Below are 13,267 nucleotides of genomic sequence, written 5' to 3' on the forward strand. Positions count from 1 at the left end.
CAATGAAGTCATTTTCAAAGCTTGTTTATCCATACATTGTATGGATGATTGGAATGATCATTGTTCCAATGCTGATGATTGTTTTGTATGCATTTACTGTACAGGGAAACAGCGTGCTTACATTAACAATCACATTTGATAACTTTGCACGATTCTTTTCAGACCCTATCTTTCCAGGTGTTTTATGGAAATCTTTAAAGATGGCTTTGATAACAACGATCATATGTATTGCCATTGGTTATCCAACGGCATATATCATGGCTCGCCAAAAGCCAAAATCACAAGGCTTGACAGTATTGCTTGTTACATTGCCTATGTGGATCAATATGCTTGTTAGAACATATGCATGGAAGGGTATTTTAGGAAGACTAGGTGTACCAGGTGAAATTAGTGTCTATGTTGGTATGGTGTATAACTTCCTGCCATTTATGATTCTTCAGATCTATACAGCATTATCAAAGATCGATGCATCTTTGATTACAGCTGCACATGACTTAGGTGCTGATGAAAAACAGACATTCTTGCGTGTTACACTGCCTCTTTCTTTAAGTGGTGTTGTTTCAGGTATTACACTTGTATTCCTGCCGGCAGTATCATCCTTCTTCATTCCAAAATTACTTGGTGGAGGACAGTATGTATTGATTGGTAACCTGATTGAAGATTATTTCGTTTCTACAGGAGACTGGAATTTTGGTTCAGCAATCTCATTGATCATGGCAGTCATTATTCTGATTTCTATGTATGTCACTAGAAAATTAGATAAAGATGTAAAGGAGAAGTAACATGAAAAAGAAATCTGGTATTTTTTCAAAAATCTATCTTTGGGTTGTTTTAGCCTTCTTCTATTTACCAATTTTCTATGTTGTATTCTTTTCGTTTAACCGTTCAAAATCTTTAACAAGATTTACTGGTTTTTCTACAAAATGGTATGAAGCTATGTTCAACAACCGTTCTATTATGGAAGCAATCTGGTATACAGTACTGATTGCGGTCATTGCAACGGTAGTATCTACGTTTGTTGGAACAATTACCGCAATTGGCTTGTCAAAATCTAAGAAGATCGTAAAAGAGATCGTTACACAGGTAAATAACCTTCCAATGTTAAACCCGGAAATCGTTACGGCGATTGGATTTATGCTGCTGTTCTCTTCTCTTAGAATTAAGACTGGCTTTACAACAATGCTTCTAGCACATATTGCATTCTGTATTCCATACGTTATCTTGTCAGTGATGCCTAGATTACGTACATTGGATCCAAATATTGCAGAAGCAGCAATGGACCTTGGATGCACACCGTTACAGGCAATGTTTAAGGTTATCATTCCACAGATCAAAGGTGGAATTGTAGCTGGGGCTTTGGTTGCATTCTCTATGTCATTTGATGACTTCGTTATTTCATTATTTACCACAGGACCTGGGGTATCTAATATTTCCATTTACGTATATTCCAACGTAAAACGTGTGAATCCTACAATCAATGCGTTGAGTGCAATTATTGTATATGTTGTGACAGCTGTATTGATTCTTGTAAATGTTGTTCCAATGATTCGTGAAAGGAGAAAAAAGAAACATGAAACAATTGAAAAAACTCTCTAAAATCTTATTAGCATCTTCTACTTGTTTGGCATTGACTGCCTGTGGCGGTGACTCTGGTAAATCTGAAGAGCACATTGATGCAAAAGAAAAGTTTGGATGTAATGTCTTAAATGTTTATAACGCAGGTGAATACATTGGGGAAGATGTAATTTCTACATTTGAAAAAAAGTATAATGCGCGTGTTAACTATGATACATTTGAATCTAATGAAATTATGTATACTAAATTATTAGGCGGTTCTTCTTATGATGTCATCGTTCCTAGTGACTACATGATTGAAAGAATGATTTCTGAAGATATGCTGCAGCCTTTGAATAAGGAACAAATGAAAAATGAAAAGGATCTCAACCCTGCAGTAGTGCAAACGAGAGAATCCTTTGATCCAGATGGTGTATATTCTATGCCATACTTCTGGGGAACAGTTGGTCTTGCCTATAACAAAGAGGTTGTTGATGCAGACACAATCAAAAAAGAAGGCTGGGAAGTCTTAAAGGATACAAACTATAAGGGTGATATCTATTTCTATGATTCACAGCGTGATGGATTCATGATTGCATTTAAAGCACTTGGCTATTCTATGAATACAGATGATGAAAACCAAATCCAGGATGCATATCAGTGGCTAAGAGAAATGAACGATACAATGGAACCAGCATATGTTACAGATGAAGTGATTGACGGTATGGCAAACGGTGAAAAGGCAATTGCGGTTATGTATTCTGGAGACGCTGCATATGTATTGAGTGAAAACCCAGATATGGACTGGATTGAACCAGATCAGGGTACAAACAAGTGGCTTGATGGAATGGTAATTCCTAAGAATGCATCTTGTTCAGGTTTAGCAAATGAATTCATTAACTATATGACAAGTTATGATATTCAGTTAGCAAACAGTGAATATGTTGGCTATACACCTGTTAGAAAAGATGTTGAAGATTATCTTGCGGGAGAAGATGGTGACTACTTTGAAAATAAGGCATATGCACCAAGAACAGACGGCAAGAATGATGAAACATTCCACTACAGTGAAAAATTAACAAAACAGTTAAGTGATTTGTGGAATAAAGTTAAGATTCAATAAGAAGAAAGGGAGCAATCCCTTTTTTCTTATAGTATGATAGTAGCAATGCATGAGGGGGAATTGTATGGAAAAGGATACATATCATATTGATTTGACACAGGGAAATCTAATCAAAAACTTATTTGCGTTTTCTGTACCATTGATGTTAACAAATTGTCTGCAGATGGTATTTAACGCTGCAGATACAATTGTTGTGGGAAAGTTTTCTGGATCTACGGCATTGGCTGCGGTTGGTGCTACGGGCAGTGTCATATTTTTATTAATATCTTTGTTTAATGGAATCACGATTGGTACAAATATTGTTGTATCTAAATACATTGGGGCAAAGGATGATGAGAAAACAAGAATTGCTTCTCATACGTCAATCTGGCTTGCATTTACGGTAGGCATCTTTTTGACATGTGTTGGTCTTTTTTTCTCAAGACCGTTGTTAAAACTGATGTCTACGCCTGAAGATTTAATAGAGTATAGTACGATATATATGAAGATTTACTTTACGGGTATTATATTCATGCTTGTCTATAATTTTGCGACTGCAATTTTAAGATCATCTGGAGATACAAAACGACCTTTGTACTTTTTGATGATTGCGGGTGCATTGAATGTTGTGTTGAATCTCTTATTTGTCATTGTATTTCATCTTGGCGTTGCTGGTGTTGCTTTAGCAACTGTGATTTCACAGGCAGTCAGTGCAATACTTGTGATGATTACATTAATCAATGAAACGAATGCGACGAAGTTCTACTGGGGGTATTGTAAACTTGATCTTCCAATCGCAAAAGAAATACTTTCCATTGGTATTCCTGCGGGAATTCAGGGTCTTGTGTTCTCTTTCAGTAATGTTGTGATTCAATCAAGTATTAACTCTTTTAACAGCAGTAATTTAATTGCGGGTAATAGTGCAGCAATAAATCTGGAAAACTTTGTATATATTGGCATGGATGCTTTTGATAAGGCAACTGCTACGTTTACTGCAGCAAATGTTGGTTCTTCTAACTATAAACAGATTAGAAAGATATTGTTGATTACAATGATATTGACTGTTGCGAGTGGATTGTTGATTAGTGGAATCATTTATCTCAATTCAAACTTATTCTTACGTCTATATACCAATTCTAGTGATGTTGTGCATTATGGAATGTATCGTCTGGCATTTGTTACATTGTTATTGCCGATTCAGGGAATTGCGGATACATTTATTGGATCTTCTAGAGGAATGGGATATTCTTCTGTACCAACATTGTTAATGCTTGTTGGTATTTGCGGAGTCCGTTTAGTTTGGCTGTTTACTGCGTTTTCTGCAGTTCGTAAACTTGAAGTGTTGTATGCATGCTTTCCAATCAGCTGGGTTATAACAGATATTGTAGAAGGTATTGTCTGGGTATACAGCTATCGAAGATTCATGAAAGAGCATCAATCATAAAAGATAAAACCAGTACGTGTGATGTACTGGTTTTATGAAATGTCTGCAACCGATAAATGCTTTTTCACAATGCATGAAGGATTTCTGATTATCACTTTAAAAATTTTATCAATATAATGATTGCTTTTTCTGATAATGCTGGGGCAACAGAAAAAAAAGAGTGTATTCAAAAATTGAATGAACCAGTTTCGTTTTTGTTACTGAATGATGGAGAAGAAATTGAAATAGACTAATATTAAAATATTAAGGTTATATTCGTGAATGGTGACCTATACGAATAATGCAGCATAAAAATACAAAAAAGAATGCAGGATTCTATACAATTGTATATTTCCTGCATTCTTATTTTAGATTTTGAAATGATAGAAATCTGATCAGTTCGAGTCGAATCACACACTGTATACCTGATGTTTCTGATTTAAGTGTCGAAGGAGTTCGCTGACTATATCATTCTGAAGTATATAGGTCACCATCAAATGGTATTTTTCTTGAAAGTATCATGACAAGGAATTACAAAGAATGCACAAAAAGTTCGATAATTAGTTCGAAAAAATAATATAAACACAAAAAAACCGCTATTTCTAGCGATTTTTGAGTCTTTAAGTGGTGGGGACGATGGGACTTGAACCCACACGGTGTTGCCACCACCGGATTTTAAGTCCGATGCGTCTGCCGATTCCGCCACATCCCCATATCCCTTAATAAGTGGAGGTGCCTGCCGGGGTCGAACCGGCGCTCGCAGAGTTGCAGTCTGCTGCCTTACCACTTGGCTAAGGCACCATTGGTTAGTGCTTTATTAGTATATCAAAACTACAATATAATGCAAGAAGAAAATTAAAAAATTTTAACAAAGTTATTTCTAAGTTGTGATATTCCGTTACAATAGTGATAGTTTCATTTTTCAATAAATTAACAAAGCTGTTATATAGTGAAACATGTAGGAAAGGAATGTTATTAAAAATGAATATTACAGTATATTTAGGTGCTTCCTCAGGAAATGATGATAAATTTCAAATCGCAGTTAGAGAATTAGGAAACTGGATTGGTGAAAATGGACATACTTTAGTCTATGGTGGATCAAAAGCTGGTTTGATGGGGGATCTGGCAGAGAGTGTATTGTTGAGCGGTGGAAAAGTCATCGGGGTTGAACCACAGTTCTTTATTGATGCTGGATTTGAATATAACGATATTACAGAATTAATTGTGACTCATGATATGAGTGAAAGAAAAGCAAAAATGATTGAACTTGGAAATGCATTTATTACTTTTCCAGGTGGAAGTGGAACATTAGAAGAAATCAGTGAAGTTATTTCTAAAGTAATGTTAGGACATATGAGTGAACCAGTCATGATTTATAATCTAGATGGGTATTACAATGATTTAAAAAATTTGTTTGTGCATATGATTGAGAAAGGTCTATGTGATAAAAAAATATTTGAAAAAATAAGGTTTGTTGACAACTTAGAAGAAATTAAGAAACTGCTTAACGCATAGTTGTGTTGTGAGATAAAATAGATGTAGTGAGGGCTTTAGAATGATAGATAAAATGACGTTGGCAGAGCTGAAAAGAATTATTAATGATAGTGAAGCAGCTGAATTACATGAGTATATTGAAGAAGTAAATGCTATTGATATTGCTGTCATATCTGAAGATCTGGATGATAGAGAATTATGGCGTCTTTGTCAGTTATTGCAGGATGATGATCTTGCTAAAGTATTGGAACAGGCAAGTGACATCCAAAGAACACGTATTGCTGAAAATATTACAAATGATGAATTGATTGAAGTATTTGGCTACATGCAGAAGGATGATATTGCCGATTTGATTGGTGATATGAAATACGTGCAGAAAAAGGCATTACTCAATCAAATGATGGAAGATGATCGTAAGATCATCCGCACATTATTGAACTATCCTGAAGATTCTGCAGGTGGTATTATGACCACTGCGTATATTGCGTTAGATGAGAAATTGACTGTAGAACAAGGGATGCGTCGTATTCGTCAGATTGCGAATAAATCAGAAGTTATTGAAACAATCTATATTGTTGATCATTCTCAATCACTTGTTGGTGTTGCAAACTTAAGAGATTTTCTGACAGCGAAAAAAGATGACTTGCTGAAAGATATCATGAAGGTGAATCCAATCTATGTACATCCAGAAGATGATCAGGAATATGCTGCAAAGCTTGTTAGCAAATATGATTTGAATGCAATTCCTGTTGTGAATAATAGAGGTTCTATTCTAGGTATTATTACAGTCGATGATATTATTGATGTTATCGTACAGGAATATAACGAAGATATTCTTGAACTGGGTGGTGTTTCAAGTGAAGAAAACCTGAATACAACGTTATGGGATTCCATTCGTTTACGTTTGCCTTGGCTTCTTGTGAATCTGTTGACTGCTTTTGTTGCGAGTATGACAGTGAAAGCATTCGAAGGTACGATTGCAAAAGTTGTAGCTTTATCTGCGACAATGACAATTGTTACGGGAATGGGTGGTAATGCTGGTTCTCAGACACAGTCTATTCTTGTGCGACAATTATCGCAGGATGATGTATCTTTAAGAAAATATGCGAAGTCATTTATCAAAGAAATCATGTTGGGTGTTGTTGATGGTGCAATCAATGGATTGATTACAGGAATCATTGTCTCTGTCATCTATCATAATGTCTATCTTGGATTGATTATCTTTATTGCGATGATTGGAAATCTTGTTGTTGCAGGTGTATTTGGCTTCCTTGTTCCTGTTGCTTTAAAAAGACTGGGCGCAGATCCAGCAGTATCTTCTTCTATCTTTATCACAACAGCGACAGATGTTTTGGGATTCTTTATCTTTTTAGGACTTGCACAGCTGTTCCTGCCATTATTAATGTAAAAAAGCCTGGGATGCCAGGCTTTTATAATGCAAGGATATTTCTGATTGTTTCTGCATCGTACATGTAGAATTTTAATGGTTCTACAGAATCGATCACTTCGTTTTTATTGCTGAAGTAAGATACGATTTGAGTCATTTCCTGTTCATATTGAGGATTGATCTGAACTGGCATGCGATGTGCAACGTCATCAAAATACAAGAAGATCAAAGTCCACATGATCTCCTGACAGCTGTCTTCAATCCAGAAGTCACTGTCTTTGAATGGTGGAACATATTGATGCAGCAGCTGTTTGATGATTTGTAGACCATCATTAGAACTCAGCCAGATATCTGTGTACGAATAATCAAACTGGCTCATGAATTCTTCGTTGAAGTAATCAAAGGCATCTCCCTGAATAATTGTCAAAGGAATATCCTGAGGAAACTGAGGATAGATAAAACGTTTAAACATCGCAATGACTTCTTCAGATTTCTCTACACATGTAATTTCTGTAACGTTTGGATTTGCCATTGCCATATAGATGAAATATCCAATTCCTAAGCCAAATGTAAGTACTTTTCCATGTGCTTTTTCTGCACAGATGTTATTTGTTGCAGCTTCAGATGGTGCATCAATCATCCAGTCCTGATCATCCTGATAGAGATAGATAGCTTCAAAACTGCTATCCATTGCTCTTAGTTTCATCCAGTCATTGAGTTCTCGATTTGGATCTTTCTGAATGGCATCTACGTTAAAGAGTTCTCTTCCTGTTACTTTATTCTTTTCATAGGAGAAATGTGCATCACGAATAAGATCCAAAGATACATTTGCGTGATATGGGCTCTTTTCCCATTCCTTCTTTGATAAGAATAGAGAAGGCCAGTTTTCTTCATCTTGCATGAATTCTGCAAATCCTGCATCTCTCATTTCTTTCTGTACTGCTTTCTCTTCTGCTTTTGTGACATGCAGGCCAACAAATTCATTTTTTGTATCGTTGTAGATGTTATATCTGCAGCGGTCTAAAAAACCTTCGATTTCTTTTGTTAATTTGATTTCCATGCATCCATTATACATATTCAAACATAAAAGAAAAACAAGATCTTAAGAGATCTTGCTATTCATGACGCAATGCTTCAATTGGATCAAGATTTGCTGCTTTATAGCTTGGCAGTAAACCAAAGATGATACCAATTGCCATAGAGAATAGAACAGATAACAGGGAAGCTGGAACACTGATGGATACTGGAGTACCGTTTAACATGGATATCAGCTGTGCTAAGCCAATTCCGGTAAATACACCAGCAATACCTCCAATCGAAGTTAATACAACAGCTTCTGTCAAGAATTGAAACATGATTGCTTTCTTTCTAGCACCAATAGCTTTCTTTAAACCGATTTCGCCTGTTCTTTCTGTAACTGTAACAAGCATAATATTCATAACACCAATACCGCCAACAAGTAATGAAATACCAGCAATCCAGATCAGCATCGCATTTGTTGACTGTGATAGAGACTGGATGTCTTTTGCCTGTTTGAGCAAGTCTTGTGCCTTGTATTGAATACTGGATGAAGAAACATATGTATTTAAGATGTTTGCGGCTTCTTTTCCAACAGATGTCATATTGGAAGTTGCATCAACTTTTAATATTGCATTCTGTGGTTCATCAAACTGATAGAAAATTGGCCATGATTCAGATGGTACGTATACTTTTGAACCTGAAGACTGATTGTATGTCCAGTAGTCATCGATACTGTCCATAGATGGTTCAAACTTTTCTTTATCTGCACATACACCAACAATTGTGAATGGTGTATTTTTGATTTCGATTGTCTTGCCAATTGGGTCAGTTTCTCCAAAGAGAAGCTGTGCACTCGTTTCATCCAGCACTGCAACTTGTGCATAGTTTTTATTATCGGCATCTGTAATGCCTCTTCCTTTTTTGATGGTTAATCCTGCAATAGAGAAATAATCCTGCTGAACACCAAGGATATATCCACCATCCAGTGAAGTGTTATTACGGTAGATTGTCTGATAATTCTGTCTGGAACGATAGAGTGTAGCACCTTCAACGTGATCGATAGTTTTTAAAGATTCTAAAGTTTCTTCTGAAACAACTGGAATTCCGCCTGGTAAACCAGAATCAAAGGAATATTCCCAGTCATCCTGGTATAAAGATACTTTCACTGTGTTGTCTCCAGATCCAATCAGATTTTTTTCAATCTGATCATTTGTTCCTTTAATTGTAGAAACAATAGCGATAATGGAAGCAATACCAATAATAATACCTAGCATTGTCAAGAAGGAACGCATTTTGTGTGCGAAGATTCCACGGAATGATAAACGAATATTTTCAATCATAATGCCTCCTGTGAAGAATTTTTTGTCTTGATTCCTTCTTTTGCGTTTTTACTGTAAGCAAATGCAATGTAGTCTGTATCAGAGAGACCATCTTTGATTTCAATCGTATCTCCCCAGACAATCTTGCCGATTGTTACGTATTGTTTCTTCAGTTTTCCATGATCATCTTTAAATACATAGTATTTATTTCCATCTTGTCTGACATATGCTTTTGACAGCCAGATGGAATTTGTTGTATCTGCTGCATCAGTGTTGAGTGTCAATTCTAGATATTCACCTAACTGTAGAGATGCAGAATCTTCTACATATGCTTCAAATCCATAGTAGCTGACGTTTGGATTGCCAGAGCCGTTATAGTAATTGTTTCCAGAGGCAGGGACAGTATCAATATTGTCGATCGTAGCAGTAACTGTATTGCCGCTTGTCCAGCTGTAACCTGAAATCGTATCTCCTGTTTTAAGCTGATCAAGCATTAATTCACTGACAGTTCCCTGGATGTATGTTCCTTGACCGCCTGCAACTTCTAAGAATGCACTGCCATCCTGTGGAGGATTGGATACATCACCAACTTTACGCACAACACCATTTCTTTTTGCACGTACAACACCATCACTTAACATTTCCTTGCTTTCATTTAAGGAAAGCTGTGCTTTTCTTAAATCCAGATCAAGTGTTTTGAGCTGGTATTTTTTATCACGGATTGCTTTTGCAAGTTCAACCTGTGTATAGCCGTTTGGATCAATTTCTGGTTCCTGTTCTATTTCTTGTTCGATTTCTTCGTATCTTTGTTCTTCTTTTGTGTGAGAAATCACAGAATACATGTCACCTTCATTCATGGATTGCGTGGATGCAAACTTATCACTGCGAACAAGCCAGGAAGAATCAACTTCCCATTCGTCTTCATCATTTTTTGCATACACATCAAATCTGAAATATTGATTCTGATCCCCGTTGTCTAAAAAGAGTTTTCCATAAACAATACCATTGTCTGCATTTTCACTTTCTTCACAAAGCTTGAAGACATATGGATTCTTTTTAGTGCCTGCTAAATTGATTTCTTCAGCAGGGATTGGCTGGGAATTATTGATGTATTCCACAGCATCTTTTACATCATATGCATTTGTTGAACCATCTGTATATGTATATGTAATCCAGTACCAGCATGCTTTTCCATATTCTTTAGAAATTCTTTCTTCCTGCCACAATGATGGTTCATCCATTGGACCTTTTTCAGGTGCAGTATTTTCAGAAAAATCATCACTGTTCGTAGAAGCATAATAAATCTTATAGGAAGCAATATTCTTTTCTGCCTGTGAAAGAGAAAGAATATATGGAGAGAATCCATTTTCGTCCTTTTCGGGAATGGAAGGCAGAGGCACTGGTTTTGGATCCGGTGCTTCTGTTGGTTCAGGCATTGGTGTTGTTTCTGGGACAGGAGTTGTGTTTAACAGCTTTTTTAATTCGTGTTCTGCAAGTGTAATCGCATTTTGTGTTTTTTCTACTTCTAATTGATTGGAATCTACAGAACTTTGCAATGTGGTTAAGTCATAAGATAATAATGGATCACCTTTGCTGACTTGCTGACCTTCTGAAACGAATATCTGTGTGATTGTTTTGGAAGCATCATAGAAGATTGACTGTGTATCACTGTTGGATACAAACCCTGTTGAAGTAGAAGGGCTGTCCCAATAGCCTGTATTTAGTGATGCAACGGAATTGACTTCAATCGTATTTGTTGAATCCATGTAGATTTTGACACCAACGATTGTTCCGATGGCAACGGCACATACAGATGTGATAATTACTCCTTTTTTTACAGAAGGTTTCATAGTGTTCCTCCTTGTTTATTTTCAATAATTTCACCATCAATGATATGAAGTGTCTTTTTGGCGTGGGATGCAACATTTGCATCATGCGTAATCATAATAATCGTAACACCTTCATCATTTAATGATTGAAATAATTCCATGACCTGTTTTCCACTTGCCTGATCTAATGCACCCGTTGGTTCATCCGCAAGCAGGATTTTTGGATTATTAATAATTGCACGAGCAATCGCAACTCGTTGTTTCTGACCACCAGATAATTGATTTGGCTTAAAGGAAATTCTTTCTCCAAGACCTACTTTATTCAATGCATCTTGTGCTCTTTCTTTTCTTTCTTCTTTACTGACACCTGCATAAATCAAAGGGAGTGCAACGTTTTCCTGTGCTGTTTCAGCACTGAGAAGATTGAAGTTCTGAAATACGAACCCAATCTTATGCAGACGAAGATCACTTAAAGCATTGTCATTCATTTTTGAAATATCTTCATTGTCAAAAAGATAAGTTCCATCACTCATCCGATCAAGACAGCCGATGATGTTCATTAGTGTTGTTTTACCAGAGCCGCTAGGTCCCATGATTGCGATATAATCACCTTCATTTACCTGTAAACTGACATCTTTTAAAACTGGAACGATCATTGGTTCTTTTCCATAGTTTTTATAGATGTTCTTTAAATCAAGAAGCATATGTTTCACCATCCGTTTCCATCTGGTATTCTGTTGTTGTTTTCATGCCTTCCTTATAAGAATCATCTACCCATGCAATATAGTCATCTTTGCTTAAACCAGACTTGATTTCTGTTGTATGCATTTCATCATCCGTTTCGCCAAGTTCAACTTTTCTTTTTTTCAGCTTTTCTTTTTCAGAAACCCATACATATGGATCTCCATTATCGTCATAGGCGATAAAGCTGGAATCCAGCCAGATACCTTGTTTAACACTAGATTGACCATTATCTGGTTCGATGTATACATGCTGACCAAGCATCAGACCATCATTGTTATCTAAAGTGACATAGAAAGGATATTTAGAAGCAGATTCACCAGAATCAGATCCAGAGTAGAAGTTGTTGTTGTCTGTCTGTGGTTCTGTTTCTACTTTTGTGACAGTTCCTTTATAGATCTGATCTTCATTAATTCTGCTTCTTACAATAACAGAACTGCCTTCAGAAATAGATCCCATTTCACTGATTGTACCTTTGACTCTGAATTCACCTGTCTGTGTAATAGAAATCAGTGGTTTTGTATTACCGTTCTGATCTGTTCCGCCATCTCTGTTGACTTCTTTGATGATGCCATCGATTGTGGCGATGACTGTAGAAGTTTCGATCTGCTTGTTTAATTGATCGATTTCTGTCTGTGTGGACTTGATTGTATTCTGTGCCTGGCGGATTGCGTAGTTTGCATCATTGATACGTGCCTGAATTTCAACTTTGTCACCACCGTTGTTGATTTCTGCCCTGTAATCAGCAATGGTATTGTTCTGTGCTTCAATTTCATTGTTCTGTGCTTCGATATCTAATTTCTTCTGTGCAATGGAATTGGAAGCTTCTGTTGTGTCGTAAGAGAATAGCTTGTCTCCTTTTTTGACTTCTTGTCCTGCTTCTACATATACATCAGCAATTGTTTTAGAACTATCTTGATTGATATCTAATGTTTCCTGTGATTCTACAACACCGGAATAACGATTTTCTGTATAGGAGGAACCAGTAACAGTGGATACTTTCTGGACATAGATTGTTTCACTGGTGGAGCCTGTTTGAAAGGCGTGGAGTAAAAAATAAATGCCAATTGCGGCAATCATAATACATAACGATACAATGATCGTGATTCTGGTATTTTTTTTCATAATTTTCACCATTAAGGCGGCCCTTCTTTCCGCCTTCACAAACCAGTAATGAAATTACTGGCAAATCTTGCCTCTTTCCTGTATGCTTTGCTTAGGAGGTATAGATATACTACAGAGCACGTTAGGAGGAGTAGGCAATTTGTTTACAAATATCCTGAATAATTATAAGTCGCCGTCATCCTTACAAGCACAAACAAGTAGGACTCAGAGCCTGAACACTTAGCATTGATTTAATCAATTGACTGAATATACGCTGGATGACAGTCAATGTCT

The 13,267-nt window shown here is 36.5% G+C and carries 11 protein-coding genes and 2 tRNA genes; 6 read left to right on the forward strand and 7 right to left on the reverse strand.

Going from position 1 to position 13,267, the window contains the following annotated elements:
• Nucleotides 1–2 precede the first annotated feature (2 nt).
• The 4 genes from ACTND6_RS04460 to ACTND6_RS04475 all read left to right on the forward strand — a co-directional run bounded on the left by ACTND6_RS04460 (nt 3) and on the right by ACTND6_RS04475 (nt 4,100).
• Nucleotides 3–782, forward strand: coding sequence for an ABC transporter permease subunit (locus ACTND6_RS04460; RefSeq protein WP_178176275.1), 780 nt, complete (start codon nt 3–5; stop codon nt 780–782).
• Between the two features lies 1 nt (nt 783).
• Complete coding sequence (locus ACTND6_RS04465; RefSeq protein ID WP_441022368.1) at nt 784–1,596, forward strand: ABC transporter permease; 813 nt, start codon at nt 784–786, stop codon at nt 1,594–1,596.
• On the forward strand, nt 1,571–2,677 hold the full coding sequence (locus ACTND6_RS04470) for an ABC transporter substrate-binding protein (RefSeq protein WP_441022370.1): 1,107 nt from the start codon (nt 1,571–1,573) through the stop codon (nt 2,675–2,677). Before ACTND6_RS04465 ends, ACTND6_RS04470 begins: the two co-directional genes overlap by 26 nt.
• A gap of 64 nt (nt 2,678–2,741) precedes the next feature.
• On the forward strand, nt 2,742–4,100 hold the full coding sequence (locus ACTND6_RS04475) for an MATE family efflux transporter (RefSeq protein WP_441022372.1): 1,359 nt from the start codon (nt 2,742–2,744) through the stop codon (nt 4,098–4,100).
• 604 nt (nt 4,101–4,704) lie between these two features.
• On the opposite strand, the gene ACTND6_RS04480 is transcribed toward ACTND6_RS04475, so the two are convergent.
• Nucleotides 4,705–4,791 (reverse strand) — tRNA-Leu (locus ACTND6_RS04480).
• Nucleotides 4,792–4,806: 15 nt separating this feature from the next.
• Nucleotides 4,807–4,880, reverse strand: a tRNA-Cys gene (locus ACTND6_RS04485).
• A gap of 180 nt (nt 4,881–5,060) precedes the next feature.
• On the opposite strand from ACTND6_RS04485, the gene ACTND6_RS04490 reads away from it, so the two are divergent.
• Both ACTND6_RS04490 and mgtE read left to right on the forward strand, forming a co-directional pair.
• Entirely contained in the window at nt 5,061–5,594 is a 534-nt protein-coding gene (locus ACTND6_RS04490) for a TIGR00730 family Rossman fold protein (RefSeq protein ID WP_441022374.1), read from the forward strand.
• Nucleotides 5,595–5,634: 40 nt separating this feature from the next.
• Nucleotides 5,635–6,981 carry a magnesium transporter gene (gene mgtE, locus ACTND6_RS04495; RefSeq protein WP_441022376.1) on the forward strand — a complete coding sequence of 449 codons (1,347 nt, stop codon included), beginning with the start codon at nt 5,635–5,637 and terminating at the stop codon, nt 6,979–6,981.
• Between the two features lie 22 nt (nt 6,982–7,003).
• Here mgtE and ACTND6_RS04500 read toward each other — a convergent pair whose 3' ends face one another.
• From ACTND6_RS04500 to ACTND6_RS04520, 5 genes are read right to left on the reverse strand one after another with little or no spacing between them, the layout of a single operon-like run.
• Nucleotides 7,004–8,020, reverse strand: coding sequence for a hypothetical protein (locus ACTND6_RS04500; RefSeq protein ID WP_441022378.1), 1,017 nt, complete (start codon nt 8,018–8,020; stop codon nt 7,004–7,006).
• Between the two features lie 55 nt (nt 8,021–8,075).
• Nucleotides 8,076–9,320, reverse strand: coding sequence for an ABC transporter permease (locus ACTND6_RS04505; protein WP_441022380.1), 1,245 nt, complete (start codon nt 9,318–9,320; stop codon nt 8,076–8,078).
• Nucleotides 9,317–11,149, reverse strand: coding sequence for a hypothetical protein (locus ACTND6_RS04510; protein WP_441022382.1), 1,833 nt, complete (start codon nt 11,147–11,149; stop codon nt 9,317–9,319). Before ACTND6_RS04510 ends, ACTND6_RS04505 begins: the two co-directional genes overlap by 4 nt.
• Nucleotides 11,146–11,832, reverse strand: a complete 687-nt coding sequence (locus tag ACTND6_RS04515; RefSeq protein WP_441022384.1) for an ABC transporter ATP-binding protein — start codon at nt 11,830–11,832, stop codon at nt 11,146–11,148. The genes ACTND6_RS04510 and ACTND6_RS04515 overlap by 4 nt, the downstream gene beginning before the upstream one ends.
• Nucleotides 11,822–12,994, reverse strand: coding sequence for an efflux RND transporter periplasmic adaptor subunit (locus tag ACTND6_RS04520; RefSeq protein ID WP_441022385.1), 1,173 nt, complete (start codon nt 12,992–12,994; stop codon nt 11,822–11,824). The genes ACTND6_RS04515 and ACTND6_RS04520 overlap by 11 nt, the downstream gene beginning before the upstream one ends.
• Nucleotides 12,995–13,267: the final 273 nt, after the last annotated feature.

This window comes from Bulleidia sp. HCP3S3_C9 (assembly GCF_052064035.1).
Classification (GTDB): domain Bacteria; phylum Bacillota_I; class Bacilli_A; order Erysipelotrichales; family Erysipelotrichaceae; genus Bulleidia.